This window comes from Actinoplanes sp. CA-131856 (assembly GCF_050956135.1).
Lineage (GTDB): Bacteria > Actinomycetota > Actinomycetes > Mycobacteriales > Micromonosporaceae > Actinoplanes.
The window spans coordinates 10,517,629-10,542,043 of record NZ_CP191849.1 but is presented as its reverse complement, the minus strand read 5'-3'; the positions used below and the strand labels follow the sequence as shown (position 1 = coordinate 10,542,043).

Sequence of the window (24,415 nt, the reverse complement as noted above, 5' to 3'; positions counted from 1 at the left end):
CCGGATCCTTTTGATGCACTGGCATGACCCGCACGACGGCTCGTACCTCTGGGAGCCGCCCGGCGGTGGCATCGAGCCCGGTGAGACACCGGCCGAGACGGCACGGCGCGAGCTGCTGGAGGAGACCGGTCTGACGGCCGCGGTCGAAGGCCCCGGACTCGACGTCCACCGCGACACTCAGTGGAAGGGCCGCCGCTACGTCGGCCCCGAGCAGTGGTTCCTGGCGACGTTCGAGACCGACGAGCCGGCCGTACGCCGTGACGGCCTCCTCGACTACGAACAGACCGACCTCGACCGGCACGCCTGGATCCCCTGGGCCGACCTGCTCACCACCACGGAAAGGATCGAGCCGCCGGAGCTCCTCGAGGTGCTCCGGCGGCTCGACCCTTCTGGCCCGTGGGCGGCTACTTCGTGAAGGTGAAGTAGTAGTACGACCCGATCGTCGTGTAGTTGACCGAGTCACCCGACGACGTGGTGACGTAGTCGGCGCGGGCCCGGTACTTGGCGCCCACCGGGTGGGTGCCGGTCAGCGTGAAGGCCGACTTGCCGGCCGAGCTGAGCGGCAGGTAGAGCACGCGCCAGGGCTTCCATGCGCCGCCCGAGTAGACGTCGAGGACCAGACGCTGCTTGCGGCCCGGGTACGGGGTCATGGTCGTCAGGAAGTACGGGTGCACGTTCGCGTGGTAGAAGCGGTACGGCACCGACCCGATCTTGGCGGCCTTGTACTGCCGTGAGGGCGTCAGGTTGAGGGCGACCCGGGTGTTGAGCACGGAACGGGCCGACGTCGCGGCGTACTGGCTGTCGCCGGTGAACTTGACCTGGACCGCCGTGGTGCGGGTCAGCTTCAGCGAGGTGGTGAGGTTGCCCTTGGCGTCCGCGTTGGCCCAGCGCAGGAGCCGCTGCGGCTCGGTGCCGTACGGGTCGGCCCAGATCTGCAGCGACCGGTTGCCGCCCGTCGTGCCGAGATGCGCGGTCAGGGTGACGGTCGAGCCGTAGTTGTTGACCGTGTTGTTGTGGCTCAGTGTGAGAACGGGGGTTCTCTCCACCGTGACGCTCGCCGAGGCCGAGGCCGGAGCGATCGAATCGGTACCGGCGTAGACGACGGTGTAGTCGTAGATGAACGGCTCGGGACGCTTGTCGACCAGCGTGAACTGCCCGGACGCATTGGCGGTGGCCGTGGTCACGAGCTGCTTGTCGCCTGGCGAGTTCGTGTCGACGTAGAGCTCGACCCGGGCGCCGGGCTGGCTGACCTTGCCGGTGAACTGGATGGCGCTTCCGGGCACGGCAGTGGCCGGCGCACTGAGAGTGATGGTGCTGCGGACCGGCGCGGAACCGTGGATCGCGTGGAACCGCCACTCCTCGCCGACATCGCCGATCGCGAAGAGCCGGTTGCCACCCGGTTCCCAGGCGTTCCACCAGATCGCCTGTCCGGCGCCGACCGTGAACTGCTCGGCCGCGGCCTCCGAGCCGGCCGGCGAGATCGTGATGTCGGCAGTGCCGTTCTGGTTGCCGTAACCGAACGCCACCCGGCCGTCGGTGTTGATGCCGACCGTCAGCGGGCGGCAGATGCCGTTGTCGTAGGCGGTGGTCTTGGCGGCCGGGTCGGTGATCGGCGCCTTCCAGATCGGGCACTCGTCGCCGAAGCCGATCAGGGTGGAGCCGTCCGGGGTGAGTGCGACGTCGCGGAGCGTGCCGTCGCCGAACCGGCTCTTGGTCTTCAGGACGGCTTCGCCGCTGGACACGTCGTAGACGTAGGTATCGCCGTTGCCCACGGAGAAGCGCCAGGCGTTGGCGACCACCAGGGTTCCCGGAGCGCCCGGAGCGGTGAGCAGCTGGGGCAACACATTGCCGTCGAAGTTGAGCTGGTGGAGCACCGTCGCACCGCTGACCGGGTCGACGGAGCCCATGCCGCCGTCGTAGATCATCCAGATCTTGCCACTGGCCACGGCGAGCTGACGCGGCCACACGGCCTCGCCCAGGTCGTACGTGCGCTTGGGGTTCAGCGTCGCCGCGTCGAAGGCGGTGATCTTGTGGTCGTCCGGGGAGGCGACGTAGACCGTCGAATAGTCGGGCGAGAGCGTCAGTCCGTACGCGCTCCACCCGGCCGGGACCCGCTTCTGCACCCCGCCGAAGTAGGACAGCGAGAGCAGCGAGTGGGTCGACGGGTCGGTGATCAGGACCCGCTTGTGCAGCGGGTCGACGGCCATCTCGCCCACACCGCTGATCGGCAGATAGGCGCCCTGTCCGAGTGCGACGGGGGCGGCCGCCGCGGCCGCGGGCCCGGCAGCACCAACGACGGTGGCGGTGACGGCGGCGCAGGTGACCGCGGCGGCGGTCAGAGCAGCTCGAATTCTCATCATCCTCATCACTTCGTGAAGGTGAAGTAGTAGTACGGGCTGTAGTTCGTGTAGTTGACCGAGTCACCCGAGGTGGTGGTCAGGTAGCCGGCCCGGGCGCGGTACTTGGCGCCCACGGGGTGGGTGCCGGTGAGCGTGAAGGCCGACTTTCCGGCCGTGTTGAGCGGGAGGTCGAGCACGCGCCAGACCTTCCACGTGCCGCCCGAGAAGACCTCGAGGGTCAACCGCTGCTTGCGACCGGCGTACGGGTTGATGGTCGTCAGGAAGTACGGGTGCACGTTCGCGTGGTAGTAGCGGTAGGGCACCGTGCCGATCTTCGCCGCCTTGTACTCACGTGAGGGCTGCAAGGCGACGGCGGCCCGCGTGTTGAGCACGGACCGGGCCGAGGCCGGCTTGTTCCGCTCGTCGCCGGTGAACGTGACCTGGACCGCGGTCGTGCGGGTCAGCTTCAGCGAGGTGGTGAGGTTGCCCTTGGCGTCCACGTTGGCCCAGCGCAGCAGCCGTTGCGGCTCGGTGCCGTACGGGTCGGCCCAGATCTGCACCGACCGGTTGGTGTAGGTGGCGCCGAGATGGGCCGTGACGGTGACCGTCGTGCCGTACGCGCTGACGGTGTTGGTGGGGCTCACGGTCAGGGCCGGGGTGGGCAGGCCCACCGTGGTGATCGCCGAGGTGGTCACCGGCCCGATCGTGTCGGTGCCGAGATAGGAGACCGTGTAGGTGACCGGGCCGTCCGACGGCGGATGGTCGAACAGGTAGAACTTGCCGGGCGCCTTGACGGTGACCCGGTCCACCTGCTGCTTCTCGGTCGGCGAGTTCGCGTAGTCACGGGTGAGGGTGACGACGCCCGGCTTGTCGAGCGTGCCGTTGATCTGCACGAGGCCGCCGGGCAGGACCGTGGCCGGGATGGTCGCCGTCATGACCGCGGGCTGCGGCGCGGAACCGTGTACCGGCCAGAACCGCCAGTCCTTGCCCGAGTTGCCGAAGGCGAAGAGCCGGTCGCCGCCGGGCTCCCAGGCGATCTGCCAGACGTGGTCGGGCCGGTTCAGCGTGAACTGTTCCCCGGCGGAGGTCGTGATGTCGGCCGTGCTGCTCTGGTTGCCGTAACCGAACGCCACCCGGCCGTCGGTGTTGACGTCGACCGCCTGCGGGCGGCAGATGCCGTTGTTGCCGGTCACGGTCTTGGCCGCCGGGTCGGTGATCGGCGCCTTCCAGATGGCGCAGCCGTCGCCGAAGCCGACCAGCTCGGAGCCGTCCGGGGTGAGCGCGACATCGCGCAGCGTGCCGTCGCCGAACCGGCTCTTGGTCTTCAGGACCGCCGCGCCGCTGGACACGTCGTAGACGGAGAGGTCGCCGTTGCCCACCGAGTAGCGCCACGCGTTGGCGATGACCAGGGTGTTCTGCGCGGTGACGAGCTTGGCGGCGACCCAGGACTCGTTGTCGAGGTCGTAGAGGGCCGACACTCCGGTGGCCGGGTCGAGCGAGCCCATGCCGCCCTTGTAGGCGAACCAGACCTTGCCGCCGGCCACCGCGAGCGCGCTCGGCTGCACCGTCTCGTCCAGGTCGTAGACGCGCGACTCGGTCAAGGTCACCGGGTCGAGGGCGCTGATCCGGTGCTTGCCGCCCATCGAGGCGTAGACGGTCTTGTAATCGGGCGAGAACGCCAGCCCGTCGGTGGTGCCGATCGTCGCCGACCGCTGCGCCCCGCCGAAGTAGGACAGCGAGTGCAGCGTTCCGCTGCTGGCGTCGGTGACCAGCACCCGCTTGTGCACCGGGTCGACGGCGACGTCGCTCACCGCGTTCACCGGCAGGAGGACGCCGTTGCTGAGCGTGATGGGTCCGGCGGCTGCGGCGGCCGGCCCGGCGACGGAGACGGCGGCGGTGCAGGCGACCGCCGCGGCCGTGAGGGTGGCTCTGATCTTGAGCATGCGCATCACTTCGATCACTTCGATCACTTCGTGAAGGTGAAGTAGTAGTACGGGCTGTAGTTCGTGGCGTTTACCGAGTCACCCGAGGTGGTGGTCAGGTAGCCGGCCCGGGCGCGGTACTTGGCGCCGACGGGGTGGGTGCCGGTGAGCGTGAAGGCCGACTGGCCGGCCGTGTTGAGGGGCAGGTCGAGGACGCGCCAGACCTTCCACGTGCCGCCGGTGAAGACCTCGAGGGTCAACCGCTGCTTGCGACCGGGGTACGGGTTGATGGTCGTCAGGAAGTACGGGTGCACGTTGGCGTGGTAGAAGCGGTACGGCACTGAGCCGATCTTGGCCGCCTTGTACTGCCGGGAGGGCTGCAGAGCTACGGAAGCCCGGGTGTTGACGACCGAGCGGGCCGAGGCCGGCGCGTTCCGGCCGTCGCCGAGGAACTTGACCTGGATCGCGGTGGTGCGGGTCAGCTTCAGCGAGGCGGTCAGGTTGCCCTTGGCGTCCACGTTGGTCCAGCGCAGCAGCCGCGCCGGTTCCGTGCCGTACGGGTCGGCCCAGAACTGCACCGACCGGTTGGAGTAGGTGGATCCGAGGTGGGCCAGCACGGTGACCGTCGTGCCGTACGCATAAGTGGTGTTGTTGTGGCTCAGCGCCAGCGACGTCGGGTTCCGGGAGATCTCGACAGTGGTCGTGGCCGAGACCGGCGCCTTGGTGTCGTCGCCCGGTGACGAGACGGTGTAGGTGACGGTGCCGCCGAAGTAGGGCCTGTGGGTGAGGGTGAACCGGCCATAGGCGTCCGCCGTGGCCCCGGCCACCGAATAGGGCTTCGGAGCGGCCGCGCTGGACTCGTAGAGCTCGACCCGGGCGCCGGGCGCGTCGATGGTGCCGGTGACCTTCAGGTCGGCGCCCAGAGCGCCGGTCGCCGGAGCGTCGACGGTGAGCGCCGGGCGGTCCGCCTTCGATCCGCGGATCGGCCAGAACGTGACGTCGGTGTAGCCCGTCCTGGCGCTGCGGCTCAGGGCGAAGAGCCGGTCGCCGCCCGGCTCCCACGCGAGGTGCGTCATCTCGTCGTTGTTCGGGGCGACGTACTGCTCGGCCGGAAGCTCGGAGCCGGCCGGCGAGATCGCGATGTCGGGGGTGCTGGTGGCGTTGCGGTAACCGAACGCGACCTGGCCGTCGGTGTTGACCGCCAGGGCCGACGGCGAGCAGATGCCGTGGTTGTATCCGGGGGTCCGCTGGGCCGGGTTGGTGATCGGTGCCTTCCAGGTCGGGCAGCCGTTGCCGAAGCCGATCAGGGTGGAGCCGTCGGGGCTGGCCGCGATGCCGCGGAGCAGGCCCTCGCTGAAACGGCCCTTGCTCTTGAGGACCCCGATGCCGCTCGACACGTCGTAGACGGCCACGTTTCCGCTGGTCTCGGCGACGTCGGAGCGGTCGGCCACGATCAGGGTGTCCGGGGCGCCGGCGGGCGTGATCAGCTGGGGCGCGTCATGGAACGTGATGCCGTCGACCGTCGAGTCGTGCAGCGTCACCTTTCCGGTCGTGGTGTCGATGGTGCCGAAGCCGCCGGCGGAGTTCTTGTCATAGGTGGTGTAGCCGAACCACAACTTGCCACCGGCCATCGCAAGCGTCTTCGGCCGTTGGCTCGAGGTCAGATCCCACTTGTCCTTCTGCGCCAGGGTCACCGGGTCGAAGGCGTAGATCTCGCTGTACGGGCCGGCCATCGCCATGTAGACCGTCGAGTGGCCGGGTGAGAACACCAGACCGCTCATGCCGGGTATGAGCGCGGAGACCTTGCGCTGGACGCCGCCGAAGTAGGACACCGAGTACAGGTCGCCGTTCACCGCGTCGGTGATCAGGACCCGCTTGTGCACCGGGTCGACGGCCATGTCGGTCGGGTTGTCGATGGGAATGGTGACGCCATCGCTGAGAGCGGGAGGGCCGGCCACGGCCGGGCCGGCGCTCGCGGTGACGGCGACGACGGTGCTGCAGGCGACCGCCACAGCGGTCAGGGCAGCTCGGACTTTGTTCATGGGCATCACTTCGTGAAGGTGAAGTAGTAGTACGGGCTGTAGTTCGTGTAGTTGACCGAGTCACCCGAGGTCGTGGTGAGATAGCCGGCCCGGGCGCGGTACTTGGCGCCGACGGGGTGGGTGCCGGTCAACGTGAAGGCCGACTTTCCGGCCGAGTTCAGGGGCAGGTCGAGGACGCGCCAGACCTTCCACGTGCCGCCGGTGAAGACCTCGAGGGTCAACCGCTGCTTGCGACCGGCGTACGGGTTGATGGTCGTCAGGAAGTACGGGTGCACGTTCGCGTGGTAGAAGCGGTACGGCACTGAGCCGATCTTGGCCGCCTTGTACTGGCGGGACGGCTGCAACGTGACGGAGGCCCGGGTGTTCAGCACCGTCCGGACGGCCGCCGGGGCGTACTGGGCGTCGCCCAGGAACTTGACCAGGACCGCAGTGGTGCGGGTCAACTTCAGTGCGGCCGTCAGGTTGCCCTTGGCGTCCACGTTCGTCCAGCGCACCAGCCGCAGCGGCTCGGTGCCGTACGGGTCGGCCCAGATCTGCACCGCGCGGTTGGAGTGGGTCGGGCCGAGGCGGGCCGTCACGGTGACCGTCGACCCGTACGCGTTGATGGTGTTGTTCGGGCTCAGCGCCAGTGACGTGGCGTTGCGGGAGACCTCGACCGACGCCGTGGCCGAGACCGGCGCGCGCGTGTCATCGCCCTGGTAGGAGACCTTGTACGTGACCGTGCCACCGGCCGGCGGGTGGTCGGTGAGGGTGAACCGGCCCTGCGCGTCGGCCACGGCCGAGTCGATCTGACCGGTGCCGTTCGGCGACGTCAGGTCGGAACGGCTGAGCGAGACCAGGGCGCCCGGCACGTTGATCGTGCCGGTGACGGCCAGGGCCGCGCCACGGTTGGCCACCACGGGCGCCTTGACCGTGAGGGCCGGGCGGACCGGCTCGGAACCGTGGATCGGGTAGAACTTCACCTGCTGCCCGCTGCGGCTCAACGCGAACAGCCGGTCGCCGCCCGGCTCCCAGGCGACGTGGGTGACCTCTTCGTTGCCGGGAGCGACGTACTGCTCGGCCGGAAGCTCGGAACCGGCGGGCGAGATGGCGACGTCCGGCGTGGCGTCGGTGTTGCCGTAGCCGAAGGCGACCCGGCCGTCGGCGTTGGCGTCGACCGACTGCGGCCGGCAGAGGCCGTTGTCGTACGCCGTCGTCGTCGTGGCCGGGGTGGTCAGCGGCGCCTTCCAGATCGGGCAGCCGAAGCCGAAGCCGATCAGCGAGGACCCGTACGCCTCGATGCCGTTCAGCAGGCCGGGGCCGAACTTGCCACTGCCCTTGAGGACCGGCTCGTCGCCGGACACGTCGTAGACGGCGACCTTGCCGCTCGTCGCGGTGTTGGTGGACCGGTCGGCCACCACCAGCGTGTTCGGGTCGCCGGGCGGGACGATCAGCTCGGGCGCGCCATGGATGCGGGCCGGCAGCGGGCCCCACTCGCTGTACTCGGTGTCGAGGTCGAGCGAGGCGAAGCCGCCGAGCTGGTCGCCCGCCTGATAGGAGTAGTCGGCGCTGCCGAACCAGACCTTGCCGCCGGCCAGCGCGATCGTGCCCGGACTCACACCACGCGGGAAGCTGCGCTTCTGCGTCGGATGCTCGGTGTCGTAGGCGAGGATCTCGTCGGTGCCCGAGGCGGCCAGCCACAGCGTCGAGTAATCGGGCGAGAGCGCCATGCCGTCGACACCCGGCAATTGGCTGATCTGGGTCTGGACGCCGCCGAAGTAGGACAGCCAGAGAACCTTCCCGGCCGCTTTGTCGGAGACGATGACCCGCTTGTGAACCGGGTCGACGACGACGCGGTCGGCGTGCGTGATCGGCAGGACGACACCGTCGGTGAGAGTGGGCGGGCCGGCCGCGGCGGGGCTCGCGCCCACGGCCACGACGCTGACGGTGGCAGCGCAGGCGACCGCCACGGCCGACATAGCGGCTCGAAGTTTGTACATATTGAGGACCCCCGTGGTCTCTGTAACGGGGACAGCGTAAGGCACCTGATCGTTATCCGTGGATCAACATTGGCCGAACCGGTCGGGCTCGTACCGGCACAGGTGGCCGGTGTGGACCGTTCGGTCGAGGTGCCGTCCGAAGGTGGGCAGAACCGCCTCGATCCTCTTGATCGCGTCCCGTATGCGGGCCGTCACCGCTTTGCGCGCCCGCTCGGCGTTGTCGGGCCCCAGCGGGCGCACCCCGCCACCGGGCCGGGTCGCCCGGCGCAGCTCGGCGACCAGATGCCGCCGCTCTTCCTCACCGACCGGTTCACCCAATCTTTTCCGGTACGCCTGAACGGCCGCCCGGTCGAGCACGGGCTCCTCGGCGACCCGGTCGTGCACCACGGGCCGCCCGGCCGCGGCCAGCTCGACCGCCGGCACGTCGGCACCCGGCCGGGACAGCAGCACGGCGAGATCATGCAGCCCCTTGGCGTCGCGCAGCACGGCGTCGCGACCCCGGTAGTGCAGCTCCCACAGATCACCCCGCCGGCGCAGCGCCGCGTCCGGCGGAAGCGCACGGCGGCTCTCCCGCGCCCACAGCCGGGCGCCGAGTCGCATGTGGACGTCGGACGCGGCCGACAGCGACCGTCGCGCCGCCTCGACGTCGCCGAGCGCGGCCTGGAGCAGCCCGATCCGGTGATCGTGGGCGCCCATGAAGCAGACCAGCGCCCCGTTCACCACGCAGCTGCCGGCCAGCGGCAGCAGGTCGGCCAGGAGCAGCTCGCACAGCGGCCGGTCGTTCAGCGCGATGGCGGCGACGGCCAGCTCACCGGCGAAGACGGACCAGAGATACGACCGGTCGGCCCGCCAGTCCGGCAGCGCCAGCACGATGTCGGCCTCACGCCGCGCCCCCGCGAGATCACCGGCCCGCGCCCGGAACCCGGCGGCCACGGCGTGCGCGTGCGCGGGCGCGCCGATCCACCAGCGCACGGCCTCGTCGGCGGTGCGCAGCAGCTCGGCCGGCTCACCCCGGGCCCGCACGACCTCGAGCCGCTGCGACATCCGGACGTTGCCGGTGTCGCTGTCGCCGACCGCCTCGCCGAGCGCGGCCGCCTCCTCGACCAGCCGCTCGCCGCGGTCGAGATCACCGTCGAGCAGGGCCAGCGCGGCCCGGCGGATCCGCAGGAAGTAGTCGTGCCGCGGTTGGCGGAGCCGCTCGGTCACATAGGCGTACTCGGCGAAGGCGGCCCGGAAGGCGGCCGACCCGTTCTCGAGGTGGGCGTTGGCCGAGAGCAGCAGCGCCTGAGCATGCCGTTCGTCGTCGCCGGCCCGCCGAGCGGCGTGCGCGATCTCGGCGGCGATGGCAGCGCGCTCGGCGCCGGTGCCCGGCGTCCAGAGGGTGTCGTGCCGGGCCAGCAGGCACCCGGCCAGCGTGGCCGGGTCACCGAGGCGGCGCGCGATCTGAACGGCCCGTTCCGCGTACGGCCCGGCCCGGGGCCGGTCATCCGGCACGGAATGCTGAAGTTGCCGCGCGAGGGCGGCGGTGACCTGGGCTTCCAGCGGCGTTCCGCGCCCGTCGAGCGCGGCGCGAGCGGTCTCGAGGGCGGCGATGAGCTCGGTGCGGGGCATGGCGAACCGGGCCCCGATCGCGTCGAGCCCCAGAGCCACCCGCCCCAGCAAGTCACTGGTGTCGTTGCCGCGACCGTTGGCAGTGGCCAGGCGCCAGGCGTCGGCCAGCAGCTCGCGGGCGATGTCGGTTTCCCCGGCCCGAAGCCGCAGGTCGGCCTCGCCGGTCAGCAGCCGCACCCGCTCACCCGGGCCCAGTCGGCAGCCCGCCCCGTCGACGGCGGCCCGGGCCCGCGCGAGGTGCCCGGCCGCCTCGGTGAAGGCATAACGCCCACCGTCCGCCTCGGCGGCCTGCAAGGCCCAGCCCACCACGGGCCCGGCCCCGACCCGCCCGGCCGCCGCGGCGAAGTGCCGGGCCAGCTCAGCCGGAAAGACAGGCCCACCCCGCTCGCGCCGGCGCAGCAAAGCCCACCCCGCCCGCTCATGGAGTTCGGCCCGCCACCCCACGTCCAGAGCCGAATAGATCGTCTCCCGATAGAGGTCATGCGCGAACCGGGCCGGCCACCCGACCAGAACCCCAGCCGCGACAGCCTGGGCAATCGCTTCACCAACCGCCTCCGAACCCGCGCCGGCTCCCTCACGGTCGGCGTTCTTCCCCGCCTCGGTGGAGAAGCGGGCGCTTCCGGGAAGCATGTCGGCCAGGACGTCCGGGCGTAGCTCGGGGCCCGCCACCGCCGCCGCGTCGAGTAGGCGGGTGCAGGATGTGGGCAGGCGGGACAGGCGGCGGCCTATCGCTTCACGGACGGCGGCCGGCACGTCGTCGGGTGAGCCGCCCGACTCCAGCAGGCGGCACAGCTCGCGGGCGAAGAACGGATGGCCGGCGGTGCGTTCGTGCACCATCGGTGACCAGCGCTCGGCCGCGGCGGGGCCGGACACGGTGTGCACCAGGTCGGCCACCTCGGCCGGGGCCAGGCCGGCCAAGCCGATCGGCTCGGCCGTGGTGGCCAGGTCGGACAGTTCGCCGGCGGTCGACGGCGGGATCTCGTCCGGGCGGTAGGCGCCGATCAGCAGCAGCGGGCCGGCGCGCGCCTGCCTGGCCAGAAATCGCAGCAGGCGCACCGACGACGAATCGGCCCACTGGAGGTCGTCCAGGACGACGACCACCGGCCCGGCCTGGGCCTCCCGATCAAGCAGTTCGCTGACCGCCGCGAAGACGGCCGCCCGCGATCGGTCCGCCGGCTGTGGGTTGGGATCTGGTGTCGGCGGGGTCCCCAGGATGGCCGCGAGGCGGGGATCGCTCGTGGTGGGCAAGGAGCTCAGGGCCTGGGTCCACGGCCACCACGCCGGGGCGCGTTCGTCGTCCCAGCACGTTCCCCAGAGGACCGGGCCCGCCTCGGCCGCGAAACGGCTCAGCAGAGCCGTCTTTCCGATTCCGGCCTCGCCGGTGACCAGCGCCAACTCCGCGCGGCGCGGATGCGGGCCGCGGCGGCAGGACCGGTGGGCGGCCAGCAACCGGGCCAGTGGCTCGCCGCGGCCGATGAACGGCGTCACCTGCGCATTCTGGCCCTTGCGGCAAGGTGCCAGACCGGTTCTGGCGTACATCCGACGAGATCTGGCGCAGAGAAGGGTGAGAAGACCAGGGAGGTCAGGAACATGTTCGATCCGCATCGCTACAAGAGCACCACCCGGCAACAGTGGGAAGAGGCCGCCGAGGCCTGGCACCGGTGGGGGCCGGTCATCGACGACTGGCTCGGCGCCGCCACCGACCGCATGCTCGACGCCGCCGTCATCGGCACCGGCGATCGCGTGCTGGACGTCGCGGCGGGAGCCGGTGGGCAGACCGCGGCCGCCGCGCGCCGGGCCGGGCCCACCGGGCACGTGCTCGCCACCGACATCTCGCCGGCGCTGCTGCGATACATCGGCAAACTGGGTCTGGCCACGGTCGAGACCCGCGAGATGGACGGCGAGCGTCTCGAGGTGGAGCCGGGGACGTACGACGCTGTGATCTCGCGCGTCGGCCTGATCTACTTCCCGGACCAGCGGGCCGCGCTGGCCGGCATGCACGCCGCCCTCCGGCCGGGCGGGCGGCTGGCCGCTGTCGTCTACTCCACCGCCGAGCGCAACGGGTTCTTCGCTGTTCCGGTCGGGATCATCCGGCGCCGGGCCCAGCTGCCGCCGCAGCAGCCGGGCCAGCCGGGCTCGTTCAGCCTGGGTGGTCCGGGCGTCGCCGAGAAGCTCTTCACCGACGCGGGCTTCAAGGACGTCCGGGTCGAGGCCGTGCCGTCGCCGCTGCGGATGTCGAGCGCGGCCGAGTGCGTCCGCTTCGAGCGTGAGTCGTTCGGCGCCCTGCACCAGATGCTCGCCGGCCTGACGGAGGCCGAACGGGACGAGGCCTGGGCCGAGATCGCGCGGGAGCTGGGCCGGTTCGAGGGGCCGGACGGTTTCACCGGCCCGTGCGAAATGGTGGTGGTGAGCGGCGTGAAGCAATCGTAATGATCTAGGCACCGCGCCTTAACCGGTTCAGAGTGGACTGTCGGCCACATCAACACCCTTCACTCTCCTGAGGAAGGAGACTCGTGGCCACGAGCCTTCGAGCGCTGTCGGCGCTCACTCTCTCGCTCACCCTGACCGTGACCGGTCTCGGTGGGCCCGCGCGGGCGGCCGGGTCGGGCACATCCCTGCCCGACCTGGCCCTGCTGCGCGACGGTCGGACACCGGCGGCGCTCACCGGCGGTGCCGCGTTCCGCCCGGGCACGGCGAAGACCGTTCTTACCGACGGGCAGTACGTCGTACGCCTTCGGGAGGCGCCCGTCACCTCGTACGCCGGAGGGGTCGACGGTCTGGCCCCGACCAGGCCGGCGGCCGGGCAGGACCTCGAGCCCCACTCGGCCGCGGCCGAGAGATATCGCCAACATCTCGGCGAGGCGCAGCGCGACGTGCTGGGCGACGCCGGGGTGACCGCGCGGCAGACCTACACGACAGCCTTCAACGGTTTCACCGCGAAGCTGACCGGAGCGCAGGCCACCGCACTGGCCAAGGATCCCCGCGTGGCCGCCGTCAGCCGGGCGCAGCTCGTCAAGGCCGACGCCGCGCCATCCGAGAAGACCGACAAATCGTCCAAGGTGGCGAGCGCCAAAGCAACGGGCGCGGCTGCGGCGGGCGGAAAAGCGGCGAGTGCGAAGCCGGCGCGGGGTGAGGGTGTCGTCGTCGGCGTGATCGACACCGGGATCTGGCCGGAGAGTGCGTCGTTTGCCGCGAAGCTGCCCATGCCGAAGGGCTGGCGTGGAACCTGCCAGACCGGTGAGGGATTTTCCGCGTCCGCGTGCAACGGGAAGATTGTCGGTGCGCGGTATTTCGCCGACGGCTGGCTTGCCATGGCCGGCTCGCTGCCTGACGGGGAGGTGCTGTCGGCCCGCGACATGCAGGGGCATGGCACGCACACCGCCTCCACCGCGGCCGGGCGGCCGGTCGAACACGCGATGGTGCTGGGCCGTGACCTGGGCCGGATCGAAGGGGTGGCGCCGGACGCCCGGATCGCCGTCTACAAGGCACTGTGGGGTGGCTCCGGCACCGACGCCGACATCATCGCCGCGATCGACGCCGCGGTGGCCGACGGCGTCGACGTCATCAACTACTCCATCGGCGCCGCGATGGGCGACTACCAGGCGAACAGCCCGATCGGGAACGCCTTTCTCAACGCCTATCTGGCCGGCGTCTTCGTCGCCGCCTCGGCCGGCAACGACGGCATGTCCGGCATGATCAGCAACGCCGAGCCCTGGGTGACCACCGTCGGCGCCGCCGTCGAGAGGACCAACGAGGCGACCGTACGCCTGGGCGACGGCACCAGGATCGTCGGCACCTCGATGGACGTGCTGCCGTCGCGGCAGCGGACCCCCATCGTCTTCGCCGACCGGGCCGGATCGGTCGAGGACGGTGCCCAGTTCTGCGCCGGCGGCAGCCTCGACGCGGCCAAGGTCGCCGGCAAGATCGTGGCCTGTGACTTCGACAGCTCGGCCGGGGCCGTGCAGGAGGTCAAGGACAAGGGCGGCGTGGGCGTCGTGCTCTTCCAGACCAACGGCAACTCGCGGCTCAACGTCATCTACGACTTCCCCACGGTCTATCTGTGGAGCGCCGAGCAGGCCGGGCAGATCTTCAACTACCTGTGGGCGCACCGCGACGACGGCACCGCGTCACTGGTGACCGGCGGCGACGGGTCGAGCCTGGCCGGCCTTCCGAGCGTGGCCGGGCTCTCCTCGTACGGACCCGACCAGGTGCACACCGGGCTCCAGAAGCCCGACCTCGTGGCCGACGGCGTCGACGTCGTGGCGGCGGTGTCGCCGATGGCCGGCGGCCGGCTGTTCGACGCGTACTCCGGCACCTCGATGGCCTCGCCCCACGTGGCCGGCATGGCCGCGATCCTGCGGGCTCAGCATCCTGGGTGGTCGCCGGGCGCGGTGGCGTCGGCGCTGCGCACGACCGCGGCCGACACCAAGGCGACCAGCAGCCCGCTCCAGCAGGGCTCGGGCCTGCCCACGCCGGCCCGGGCCACCGATCCCGGCCTGGTCGTCGAGCCGTCCGCGGACTCGCTGACCGCCTTCGCCGCGGCGGCCGCGCCCGACGGCAAGGAGCTCAACCTGCCGTCGATCGCGCTGCGCGAGTACGACGGGCTGCACCCCGTGCAGGTGGTGCGGAAGTTCACGAATGTCGGGAACCGCACCGAGACGTACCGGGCGAAGGTCGAAGGTCTGTCCGGCATGGACGTCTCGATCAACCCCAGGACCTTCACCGTACGGCCCGGAGCGACCGCGACCGTGACGATCAAGCTGGCCCGGGGCAGCGCCACCTGGGACCGGTACTCGACCGGCTCGCTGGTCCTGGCCGGCGACAAGCACCGCGTGCGGCTCACCGTCGCGGCCCGGCCCTGGGGCCTCACACCGCGGCCGTACGACGACACCGGCGCCGAGTTCGGCCGCACCGGCGGGCTCGGCCAGGGCTATCTCCAGCCCGGCTTCACCGGTCCGCTCACCGGCCGCACCACCGGATATACGCCGGTGAAGTGGGCCGGCAAGCAGCTCAGCACGACCGTCAGCGGCGGCGCCTTCGCACCCGGCGGGGTCGGGACGCAGGGCACGAGGATCGTCGTGCCGAGCGGCACGGCCGGCCTCATCGTGCAGACGGCGTCGGACGACCCGAACCTCAACCTCGACCTTTATCTCTACAAGGACGGCAAGCTGGTCGAGCGGAGCTGGGCCTTCTGGCACAGCAATGAGCGGGTGGCACGGTTCTTCCCGCCGCCCGGGGTCTACACCGCTTATGTGCACGCTCAGTCGACGTACACCCCGGATGTGCCTTATGAGATCGGCGTGACCGTGGTCCCGCAGCGCGCCGACCTGCACAACGCCACGATCAGCGTGCCGGCACAGGTCGAACGCGGCGGGTTCGGCCAGGTCACCCTGACCCCGGTCGGCCCACAGCCGGACGTCGAGCGATGGGCCTACACGGAGTTCCGCACCGGGCGCACCGTCGTGCCCGGCCTGCTGATCAGCGACCGCTAGAGGTTCGTCTTGCGTTCCGCGCTCTCGGTGTAGCGGTCACCCACGACCGCCACCTTCGCCAGGGCGGCCTCGATCTCCGCGAGGTCGCCCTGGGTGAGCTCGACGGTGGCGCCGCCGAGGTTCTCCTCGAGACGTTCCAGCCGCCGGGTGCCGGGGATCGGGACGATCCACGGCTTCTGGGCCAGCAGCCAGGCCAGGGCGATCTGCGCGGGCGTCGCTCCCTTGCCGGCGGCGATCGCGGCGACCTGGTCGACCAGCGCCTGGTTGGCCGCGCGGGCCTCGGCCGAGAAACGCGGCAGGGAGAGCCGCATGTCCGTTTCATCGAAGGCCGTAGCGGCGTCGATCTTGCCGGTCAGGAAGCCGCGGCCGAGCGGGCTGAACGGGACGAAGCCGATGCCCAGCTCCTCCAGCGTGCCGAAGACCTCGACCTCCGGGCGCCGCCACCACAGCGAATATTCGCTCTGGAGCGCGGTCACCGGCTGCACCGCGTGGGCGCGCCGGATCGTCGCGGCCGAGGCCTCGGACATGCCGAAATGCCGGACCTTGCCCTCCGCGATCAGCTCCCGCACGGCGCCCGCCACGTCCTCGATCGGCACCGACGGGTCGACGCGGTGCTGGTAGAACAGGTCGATCGTGTCGATCCGGAGCCGCCGCAGGGACGCCTCGGCCACCTCCCGGATGTGCGAAGGGCGGCTGTCCACGCCGTCACTGCCGATGGCGAACCCGAACTTGGTGGCGATCACCACCTGGTCGCGCACCGGTTCGAGCGCCTCGCCGACCAGCTCCTCGTTGACGTACGGCCCGTAGACCTCGGCGGTGTCGAACAGGGTGACGCCGCGCTCCACCGCCTGCCGGAGCAGGGCGATCATCTCCGGGCGGTCCGGGGACGAGCCGTAGCCCTGGCTCATCCCCATCGCGCCGAATCCGATCGCCGAGACCTCGAGGCCGTTGCCGAGAATTCGCTTCCGCATACGCTCGATCTCAGCGCAACCCGTTGCGGATCGCCACCTTGATCAGCAGATCCGGGTCGTCGCTGATGATGCCGTCCACGCCGAGGTCGATCACCCGCTGCATGACGGCGGGGTCATTGACGGTGTACGGCACGACCTTCAGGCCGTACCGCTTCTGAAGGACCGGGACCGTCGGGCCGTGGAAGTACGCCGGGTTCGTCCGCAGATACCAGTCTTCGTCGGCGTTGGTGAGCTGGTTCGGATCGTGCACCTGCCAGTTCGCCGAGACGGTCGAGGCGCCGGCGGCCCGGGTCAGCGCGCCCAGGTCGCGGTAGCGCCACCAGTCGAGACCGGCGGTCCACGGGCTCTTCACGGAGGGGTCGCCGTAGACGGCCCGCAGCGAGCACTCGTCGGCCAGGGTGGCGCACTCGGCCGGGCCGTACTGCCAGACCAGGGCGACCGTCTCGATCCGCCGGTCGAGCGTGCGGGCCAGGCGGATGGTCCGCCAGTCGAAGGACTGGATGGTCACGCGCTTGACGAAGCCGGCGTCCTGGATCGCCCGGACCAGCTTGCGGGTGAAGACCGGATAGGCCTCGGTGTCGTTCACCAGCGGGCTGATCTTGGTCTCGATGTTCATTCTGATGTCGTCCCGGCCGCTCGTCCTGACCAGGGCGAAGACCTCGCCGAGGGTGGGGATGCGGGCGCCGCAGTCGATCGTCGTGATCTGGGCCAGCGTGAGGTCGTGGACGAGCTTGCCGACATACGGGAACTCGGGGTCGCCCGGGAAGGCCGGCGCGGTGTCGGCGCAGTGCGAGCCGTTTATCGCCCGGTCGTGGAGCACCACCAGCTTCCCGTCCTGGGTGACACCGGTGTCGAGCTCCAACGTCGAGATCGCCGGATTGGCCAGCGAGTGCGCGAAGGCCGGCAGCGTGTTCTCCGGGTGGGTGGCCCGGCCGCCTCGATGCGCCTGGACGTCGAACGGCGAGACGTACCCCCGCGGCAGTTTGAAGCCCTTGTCAGCGAGGACGGTCCGCAGGCGGTCCGGATAGTCGGTGATCAGGCCGTCGACGCCGTCGTCGATGAGCTTGGTCATGGTGGGTACGTCGTCGACGGTCCACGGGATGACCTTGATGCCGTACGCGTGCGCGTGCCGCACCATCTCGCGGGTCACGTACGGCCGGTAGGCGGGGTCGGTGACCGTGCCGTTCTGCGGGAAGCCGTGCACCGGCGAGAAGGCGCTCGCGCCGAAGCTCCTGACGGCCCGGATCGGGTCGCCGCCGAAGTCGTCGATGTCGATCCCGCCCAGCCACGGCGACGCGCCGGGCTGACCGGTCTGCAGGAAGTCGTAGTTGGTCAGGGCGACCAGCGGCAGCCGCGGTTCGACCTGGCGCATCCGCATGAGCGCGCCCCAGTCGAAGCTCTGGATGGTGACCTGGCGCAGCAGGCCGGCCCGGCGGACCTCGGCCGCGGTGACCCGCACGAACTGCTCGCGCGGGGCGGTCTCGGTGGGCGCCCCGGCCTCGACCTTGGTCTCGACGTTGAGCTTTACGCCGTCCGCCCGGTAGCGCTTGACCAGCTCGAACACCTCGCGCAGGAGCGGCATCCGGGCGCCCGGCACGGCGAGCTGACCGGGCTTGTCGGCCAGCGTCCTCGCACCGCAGTCGAGGGTGCGGACCTGGGCAAGGGTGAGCGTGTTGACGTATTTGCCGACGTACGGGAACTCGGGGTCACCGGCCGTGACCGGCGCGGTGTCGGCGCACTTGGTGCCGGTGACCCGCCGGTCGTGGGTGACGACGGCCTGGCCGTCCTCGGTGATCTGCACGTCGAGCTCGAGGGTGCTGACGCCGAGCTGGAGCGCGTTGCCGAACGAGGCGAGGGTGTTCTCCACCCGCAGGCCCAGGCCGCCGCGGTGTGCTTGCAGGTCGAAGCTCCGGGAGTGGGCCGCCGCCGGTGTCACGCCGATCAAAGAGCCGCCGATCAGGGCGCCGGCCGCCAGAAGCGCTGTCGCTTTTCCGTGATGAGGCATGATGGCCAGCCTCAGCGGCCAACGAAACATTTAAGTAAAGCGATGGTTACGCCCGGACGCCAGAACGGCGAGCGCCGTGGTGATCGGCACCGCCGCGACCAGGCCGATCGTGCCGACGGCGCTGCGCAGGATCTCCTGGGCCAGGAGCTCGCCGGTGAGAAGGTCGCCCGCGGGCTGCGTACTGGTGGAGAAGAGCAGCAACAGCGGGAGCGACGCGCCGGCGTACGCCAGAACGATGGTGTTGACCGCCGACCCGACATGCGCCCGCCCGACCCGGATCGCCGCGCGGTAGAGCGGCCAGCCTGACGAGGCCGACGACATCTCGGCCACGGTCACGGCCTGGGTGACCGTCACGTCGTCGAGCACGCCGAGCGCGCCGATGACGATGCCGGCCAGCAGCAGGCCGCGCATGTCGATGCCGCCCAGGGTGGCCGACAGGAAGGCGTCGTCGTCGGTGGCGACGCCGGTCAGATGCAGGGCCGCGGTGAAGCCGGCGCCGAGCAGCCCGGTGAGCACCAGGCTGGCCAGCGTGCCGGCGACCGCGACCGACGTGTGGGTGTTGACGCCGTGTGTCAGATAGAGCGCCGCGAACATGATCGCCGACGCGCCGACCACCGCGACCAGCAGCGGCGGCGAGCCGTCGAGGATCGCCGGGATGATGAAGAGCAGCAGCACCGCGAAGCTGACGGCCAGGCCCACGAGCGAGGTCAGCCCGCGCCACCGCCCGAAGGCCAGGATCACCGCGGCCGTCAGGGCGAGCAGCCAGATCATCGGCGTGCTCCGCTGATGGTCGACGATCGCGTAGTCGGCGCCCGTGTGGAGCAGGACCACCTGGTCGCCGACGCGGACCTTCGTGCCGATTTCCGCGCTGATCTCGGTGCCGTCGTCGAGGCGTACGGCGGCCTGGCCGTTGATCGCCGTGACAGTGCCCTCGACGCGGTTGTTCTCCCCGGCGGGAGGCGCCGTGCGGGCCGGCCAGAGCACGATCATCGCGATCAGAGTGGCGATCGCGGCCGGTACGAGGATGGCGGCGATGATCCGCCGGGACGCCTCGGGAAGCTGATCGTGTGAATGCGTGTGTCGGCCGGCCACCGCGCAAGATTAGCGCCCCGATACATGCGCAATTGATTATATCAGTGCTCAATCAACGACAGAGGGATTGACAAATCTGTTTTATCCATGCGCAAACGAGAATGAGTGATTGACTCATCACTCCGGGTATAGAAAGTGTTCTGATCATCGGTTAGGTTGGGGAAACCGCCAAGCGGGAGGTCGCCATTGTGCCCGATCTGAATCCGCTCTATCTGACCCCCAGAATCGAACCGGTCGCCCGATCCGTTCTCGACGAGGGTGAGCTGCTGAGGCAGTTGGTGGACGGCCTCGGATCACCACTCAACATCGTTCTTCCCGACCTGCTCGAAGCGAATGTCGAGGCCTTTCGGGAGACCTATCACCACCACCGGTTACGCGGTCGTGTCTACTTCGCACACAAGGCGAACAGGTCGGCCGCGCTCCTGCGCCGGCTGGCCGCCACCGACGCCGGCGCCGACGTGGCCTCGCTGGCCGAATTGCAGCACGCGCTCGGCGCCGGATTCGGCCCCGAGCGGATCATGGCCACCGGCCCCAAGAACCGCGAGTTCCTCTGGCTGGCCGCCCGCACCGGCGTCATCGTGAACGCCGACTCACCCGGCGAGCTCACCGACCTGGCCGCGCTCGTGGCCGAGCACCGTCTCCCCCGGGTGCGGGTGATGGTCCGGCTCTCCGAGTTCGCGTCGCAGGGCGTCCAGGTGATCAGCCGGCGCAGCCGCTTCGGCGTGCCCGCCGGCGACCTGGCCGAGGTGCTCGACCTGCTGGAGAAGCACCACGAGGAGCTGGAGCCGGTCGGCGTCGCCTATCACCTCGACACCATCGGGTGGCCCGAGAAGGCGATCGCCCTGGAGGGCTGCCTGGCCGCCCTCGAGGAGTGCCGGGCCCGGGGGATCGAGGTGCGCTCGGTCGACATCGGCGGCGGGTTCGGCGTCAACTACCTGGCCGACGGCGAGCAGTGGGAGCGGTACACGTCCGAGCTGGCCCAGGCTGTGCTCGGCCGGCGCGAGCCGATGACCTGGAACGGGCACGGCTACGGGCTGCGCAACGAGGCCGGGACGCTGCGCGGGGTGCTGGGGCTCTACCCCTCCCATCGGCCGGTCTCCGGCGCCGGATATCTCGATCAGCTGCTGAGCGCGCAGGCGCCCGGACTGCGCCGGCCGCTCGGATCACTGCTGCTCGACACCATGTACGACCTGGACATCGAGCCCGGCCGGGCGCTGCTCGACCAGTGCGGGATCGTCCTGGCCCGGGTGCTCGAGGTGCGCGGCCCGCTGGTGCGGCTCGACTGCAACGCGCGCGATGTGAGCCTGGAGGAGCACGGCGTCCTGATGGATCCGCTGGTCATCACTGCCGACAAATCGGACACGCCCGGGGCCTTCTATCTGCTCGGCAACCTCTGCCTCGAAGCCGACCTGATCACGCGCCGCCAGGTGTTCCTCCCGGTCACCCCGCGACCCGGCGACCTGCTCGCCTTCGTGAACACCGCCGGCTACTTCATGGACTTCAGCGCCACACAGGCACTGCACCAGCCGATCGGCCGCAAAGTGGCGGTCTACCGCGAAGGCGGCGCCTGGCGCTGGTGCCTCGACGAGCAGTACTGGCCCGTCCACCCGCGCGCGGAGGAATCATGAGATACGACGACATGACCGAGGCCATCGGCAACACCCCGCTGGTGCGCATCGATCCGGCCGTCCACGGCCTTCGCAACATCGACCTGTACGCCAAGATGGAGCTCCTCAACCCGTTCGGCTCCCTGAAGGACCGGGCCGCCCTGGGCATGCTCCGCCCGCTGCTGGACGGTGCCGTCCGGCGCGGCGATACGGTGGTCGAGCTGTCCAGCGGCAACACCGCCAAGGCGCTCGCGATGCTGGCCGGCATGCACGGCCTGTCGTTCAAGAGCGTCACCAACCGGATGAAGGTGCCCGAGGTCAAAGACCTGTTGCTGCTGCTCGGGGCCGAGATCGAGGAGCTGCCCGGCCAGGCCGAGTGTCTCGACCCGACCGACACCGAGGACCCGCTGACCCGCATGCACCAGGCGCTGGCGGCCGACGGCAGCGGATATGTGCACACCGACCAGTACTTCAACGACGACAACGTCGAGGCCCACTTCAGCGGTACCGGCCCCGAGATCGTCAAGGACCTGGACGGCCGCGCCCCCGACTACTTCATCGCCTGCGTGGGCACGGCCGGCTCGTCGACCGGGGTGGCTCGCGCCCTACGGCAGCACGATCCCGACGTACGGGTGATCGGTCTGGTCGCTCAGAAGAGCGACTTCATCCCCGGCATCCGCACCATCGACGAGGTGCACGAGGTGGGCCTGTTCGACCCGGGCGTCTACGACGGGCTCGAGACGATCAGCGCCGACGAGGCCATCGACGGCATGCTCACGCTCATCCGGCGTTGCGGCACGCCGGCCGGGCCGACCGGCGGAGGAGCCTTTCAAGGAGCCGTACGCCATCTGAAAGCGCTGGACGCGACGCTCGACGAGCGGCGCACCGCGGTTTTCATAGTCTGCGACCGGATGGAGAGCTACCTCAGCTACCTCTGGGAACGGCGGCCCGCGCTGTTCGGCCGGCCGGCCCGCCGCAACGACCACCGCGCGCTGTCCGACGCCGAGGTGGCGGCCGCTCCGGCCATCGACGTGCCCGAGGCCCAGCGCTGGCCGGGCCTGATCGTCGACCTGCGCAGCCCGTACGCGTTCCAGGCCCAGCACATCGCCGGCTCGATCAACATCGTCGACGAGGTCTTCGACGAGCTGCTCCACGGCGGACTGCCGTTCAGCCGGCGGCAGCCGGTGCTGCTGGTCTGCCCGGTCGGCGAGAAGTCGGCCCGGTACGCGGCGCTGCTGACCCGGATGGGCCATCCGTACGTGCGATCGCTGGCCGGCGGCGTCATCGCCTGGCGCGACGCGGGCGCGACCCTGGTGCGTGACTGATGATCGGGGTGGGGGAACATACCGATGCCATTCGGGAGCTACTGCCCTGGCAGGCCGGGGTTCGGGCCCAGTTTCCGCAGCTCATGGCCCATCCGGGAGTGGCCTATCTGGACAGTGCGGCCACCACGCAGAAGCCGCAGGCGGTCCTCGACGCGGTGATGGACTATCTGACCACCGGCAACGCGAACGCCGCCCGCGGCACCTATCCCTGGGCCAACCGCACGACCGACCGGATCGCTCAGGCCGGTGATCAACTGCGAGCGTTCCTCGGTGACAGGTCGGAGAGATCCGATGTTCATTTCGTGAGCGGGACGACGGAAGGGCTGCGCGCGGTCGCCCGGGACTGGCTGACCCCTCAGCTGCGACCCGGTGACGAGATCATCGTGCCGTTCGCCGACCACAGCGCGAACATCGTGCCCTGGCTGGAGGCCGCCGACCAGGCCGGCGCCGTGGTCAGGGCCATGCCGTACGACGCCGCGTACGACTACGACACCGACCGGCTGCGGGCGCTTCTCACCCCGCGGACCCGGCTCGTCGCCGCAACCCATGTGCACCATGTGTACGGCAACGACATGAACATCCACCGCCTGCGCCGGGCGGTGGGGCCGTCCGTGGCGATCTGCCTCGACGCGGCACAGGGCTTCGGCCACATGCCGCTGTCGGTGGCGCCGCTCGACGTCGATTTCGTGGTCTTCTCCGGGCACAAGGCCATGGCCCTGCCCGGTATCGGCGCCATCTGGGCGGCCAACAAGCGCGGCCCCGCTTTCCAGCCCGCCGGGTGGCGGGGCTCGCCCAACACGAGCGGCATCGTGAGCCTGGCCGCCGCCATGGACTGGCTCGACCGGACCGGCCTCGATCGTGTGGCGCGCTGGAGCCGGGCTCTCGGCGCGAGGCTCACCGACGGCCTCGACCGGCTCGCCTCCTACGAGGTGCTCGGGTGCCAGGAGAGCCTTTCGGCGGCCTCGCCGGTGCAGCGCCGGCAGGGCATCGTGACGTTCCGGCACCGCGCGATCTCCTCCAACGACCTCGGCTTCATCCTCGAGAGCGAGGGGATTCTGGTCCGTGCCGACGGTCACTGCCAGGGCGACCAGGGCGAGAAGACCTCGTCCGTACGGGTGAGCCTGCACGCCTACACCGCGGTCGAGGAGGTGGATCGTCTCCTGGACGCGCTGGGGACGCTTGACCACTGATCGGGCGGCGGTTTGATAGAAATGGGTGTCGTTTCCGTTAGCAGGCGAGGATGGGCCCATGCCGTCGACCGCGCTCGACTCCGACCGTTGGCGCGCCACGTGGGACGAGGTGATGACCGGCTTCGTCCCCGGCCTGCCCGGCCTCGAAGCGGCCATCGCGGCCACGGTCGAGGCGGTCCGCGGCGGCTCTCCGCGGCGCTGCCTCGACCTCGGCGGCGGCCCGGGCGTGCTGGCCGAGCGCATGTCGGCCCGCTGGCCCGACTGCCGCGTGGCGTTGGTCGACCTCGACCCGGTCCTGCTCTCGCTGGCGCGCGCCGCCGGCGTCGCGGTGATCGACGCCGACCTGGACTCGGGCTCCTGGGCCGGCCGCGCCGGTGGCGGATACGACCTGGTGACCTCGGTCATGACCGTGCACTATCTGCCACCACCGGCGATCCGGGCCCTCTATCGGCGATGCCGCCGGGTGCTGGCCCCCGGCGGCCTGCTGGTGGTGGCCGACCTGATGCCCGACGACGGCCTCCCCTCGGTGATGCGCGCGATGGACCCGGCCCCCGGCGACGCCGCGGCCGAGATGGCCTGGGTCCAGTGGTGGAACGACCTTTCCGAGGCCGCCGAGTTCAGCGATCTGATGGCCGCCCGGGCCGACGTGTTCCGCGACCGGGCCCCGGCCAACTTCGCCGGCACGGTCTCGTGGCACCTGGCCGCGGCGCGGGAGGCCGGCTTCGCCGAGACCGGCCTCATCTGGCGCGACGGCCGTCACGCCGCCCTGGCTGCCCAAACTTGATCTTCTGCCGTAGCCACCCGTACCGGTACTTCACGTTCACCGCCGGATCGACGTGT

General features: G+C 70.6%; 15 protein-coding genes. 7 read left to right on the top strand and 8 right to left on the bottom strand.

Annotated features, from left to right (window positions below):
* Nucleotides 1-13 precede the first annotated feature (13 nt).
* Nucleotides 14-415, top strand: a complete 402-nt coding sequence (locus tag ACQP2X_RS48540) for an NUDIX domain-containing protein (protein WP_498701307.1) — start codon at nt 14-16, stop codon at nt 413-415.
* On the opposite strand, the gene ACQP2X_RS48535 is transcribed toward ACQP2X_RS48540, so the two are convergent.
* The 5 genes from ACQP2X_RS48535 to ACQP2X_RS48515 form a co-directional block, all read right to left on the bottom strand.
* Nucleotides 405-2,360, bottom strand: a complete 1,956-nt coding sequence (locus ACQP2X_RS48535; RefSeq protein WP_498693108.1) for a YncE family protein — start codon at nt 2,358-2,360, stop codon at nt 405-407. The two genes, ACQP2X_RS48540 and ACQP2X_RS48535, sit on opposite strands and share 11 nt — an antisense overlap.
* A 5-nt stretch (nt 2,361-2,365) precedes the next feature.
* The gene (locus ACQP2X_RS48530; protein WP_498693106.1) at nt 2,366-4,309 is read right to left on the bottom strand and encodes an NHL repeat-containing protein; all 1,944 of its coding nucleotides are present in this window, start codon (nt 4,307-4,309) and stop codon (nt 2,366-2,368) included.
* A complete protein-coding gene (locus tag ACQP2X_RS48525) occupies nt 4,306-6,303 on the bottom strand; it encodes a hypothetical protein (RefSeq protein ID WP_498693105.1) in 1,998 nt (665 codons plus the stop codon). The genes ACQP2X_RS48530 and ACQP2X_RS48525 overlap by 4 nt, the downstream gene beginning before the upstream one ends.
* 5 nt (nt 6,304-6,308) lie before the next feature.
* A complete protein-coding gene (locus ACQP2X_RS48520) occupies nt 6,309-8,282 on the bottom strand; it encodes a YncE family protein (protein ID WP_498693104.1) in 1,974 nt (657 codons plus the stop codon).
* Between the two features lie 63 nt (nt 8,283-8,345).
* Nucleotides 8,346-11,381 carry an ATP-binding protein gene (locus ACQP2X_RS48515; protein WP_498693103.1) on the bottom strand — a complete coding sequence of 1,012 codons (3,036 nt, stop codon included), beginning with the start codon at nt 11,379-11,381 and terminating at the stop codon, nt 8,346-8,348.
* A 102-nt stretch (nt 11,382-11,483) separates the two neighbouring features.
* Between ACQP2X_RS48515 and ACQP2X_RS48510 the strand changes: the two genes are divergently transcribed.
* Both ACQP2X_RS48510 and ACQP2X_RS48505 read left to right on the top strand, forming a co-directional pair.
* Nucleotides 11,484-12,323, top strand: a complete 840-nt coding sequence (locus tag ACQP2X_RS48510; RefSeq protein ID WP_498693101.1) for a class I SAM-dependent methyltransferase — start codon at nt 11,484-11,486, stop codon at nt 12,321-12,323.
* A gap of 83 nt (nt 12,324-12,406) precedes the next feature.
* Nucleotides 12,407-15,385 (top strand): S8 family serine peptidase, encoded by a 2,979-nt coding sequence (locus ACQP2X_RS48505; protein WP_498693100.1) that lies wholly within the window; start codon nt 12,407-12,409, stop codon nt 15,383-15,385.
* On the opposite strand, the gene ACQP2X_RS48500 is transcribed toward ACQP2X_RS48505, so the two are convergent.
* Genes ACQP2X_RS48500 through ACQP2X_RS48490 form a run of 3 tightly spaced genes read right to left on the bottom strand, consistent with a single transcriptional unit; the run spans nt 15,382 to nt 19,453 of the window.
* Nucleotides 15,382-16,356: an aldo/keto reductase gene (locus ACQP2X_RS48500; protein ID WP_498693098.1), complete on the bottom strand. Its 975-nt coding sequence runs from the start codon at nt 16,354-16,356 to the stop codon at nt 15,382-15,384. The two genes, ACQP2X_RS48505 and ACQP2X_RS48500, sit on opposite strands and share 4 nt — an antisense overlap.
* Before the next feature lie 10 nt (nt 16,357-16,366).
* Nucleotides 16,367-18,361: a glycerophosphodiester phosphodiesterase family protein gene (locus tag ACQP2X_RS48495; protein ID WP_498693097.1), complete on the bottom strand. Its 1,995-nt coding sequence runs from the start codon at nt 18,359-18,361 to the stop codon at nt 16,367-16,369.
* Nucleotides 18,362-18,391: 30 nt separating this feature from the next.
* Nucleotides 18,392-19,453, bottom strand: a complete 1,062-nt coding sequence (locus ACQP2X_RS48490; RefSeq protein WP_498693095.1) for a YibE/F family protein — start codon at nt 19,451-19,453, stop codon at nt 18,392-18,394.
* Between the two features lie 188 nt (nt 19,454-19,641).
* Between ACQP2X_RS48490 and ACQP2X_RS48485 the strand changes: the two genes are divergently transcribed.
* From ACQP2X_RS48485 to ACQP2X_RS48470, 4 genes are all read left to right on the top strand, one after another.
* Nucleotides 19,642-21,081, top strand: a complete 1,440-nt coding sequence (locus ACQP2X_RS48485) for a type III PLP-dependent enzyme domain-containing protein (RefSeq protein WP_498693092.1) — start codon at nt 19,642-19,644, stop codon at nt 21,079-21,081.
* On the top strand, nt 21,078-22,385 hold the full coding sequence (locus ACQP2X_RS48480) for a pyridoxal-phosphate dependent enzyme (protein ID WP_498693088.1): 1,308 nt from the start codon (nt 21,078-21,080) through the stop codon (nt 22,383-22,385). The genes ACQP2X_RS48485 and ACQP2X_RS48480 overlap by 4 nt, the downstream gene beginning before the upstream one ends.
* A gap of 83 nt (nt 22,386-22,468) precedes the next feature.
* Nucleotides 22,469-23,575 carry an aminotransferase class V-fold PLP-dependent enzyme gene (locus ACQP2X_RS48475; RefSeq protein ID WP_498693087.1) on the top strand — a complete coding sequence of 369 codons (1,107 nt, stop codon included), beginning with the start codon at nt 22,469-22,471 and terminating at the stop codon, nt 23,573-23,575.
* Nucleotides 23,576-23,633: 58 nt separating this feature from the next.
* Complete coding sequence (locus ACQP2X_RS48470) at nt 23,634-24,359, top strand: class I SAM-dependent methyltransferase (RefSeq protein ID WP_498693085.1); 726 nt, start codon at nt 23,634-23,636, stop codon at nt 24,357-24,359.
* The last annotated feature ends 56 nt before the right edge of the window (nt 24,360-24,415 follow it).

Bases quoted from the DNA above. Each gene is read 5' to 3' on its own strand.
- ACQP2X_RS48510 (WP_498693101.1), top strand. From the start codon at position 11,484: ATGTTCGATCCGCATCGCTACAAGAGCACCACCCGGCAACAGTGGGAA.
- ACQP2X_RS48535 (WP_498693108.1), bottom strand. From the start codon at position 2,360: ATGATGAGAATTCGAGCTGCTCTGACCGCCGCCGCGGTCACCTGCGCC.
- ACQP2X_RS48480 (WP_498693088.1), top strand. From the start codon at position 21,078: ATGAGATACGACGACATGACCGAGGCCATCGGCAACACCCCGCTGGTG.
- ACQP2X_RS48500 (WP_498693098.1), bottom strand. From the start codon at position 16,356: ATGCGGAAGCGAATTCTCGGCAACGGCCTCGAGGTCTCGGCGATCGGA.
- ACQP2X_RS48475 (WP_498693087.1), top strand. From the start codon at position 22,469: ATGGCCCATCCGGGAGTGGCCTATCTGGACAGTGCGGCCACCACGCAG.
- ACQP2X_RS48470 (WP_498693085.1), top strand. From the start codon at position 23,634: ATGCCGTCGACCGCGCTCGACTCCGACCGTTGGCGCGCCACGTGGGAC.
- ACQP2X_RS48525 (WP_498693105.1), bottom strand. From the start codon at position 6,303: ATGAACAAAGTCCGAGCTGCCCTGACCGCTGTGGCGGTCGCCTGCAGC.
- ACQP2X_RS48540 (WP_498701307.1), top strand. From the start codon at position 14: ATGCACTGGCATGACCCGCACGACGGCTCGTACCTCTGGGAGCCGCCC.
- ACQP2X_RS48520 (WP_498693104.1), bottom strand. From the start codon at position 8,282: ATGTACAAACTTCGAGCCGCTATGTCGGCCGTGGCGGTCGCCTGCGCT.
- ACQP2X_RS48495 (WP_498693097.1), bottom strand. From the start codon at position 18,361: ATGCCTCATCACGGAAAAGCGACAGCGCTTCTGGCGGCCGGCGCCCTG.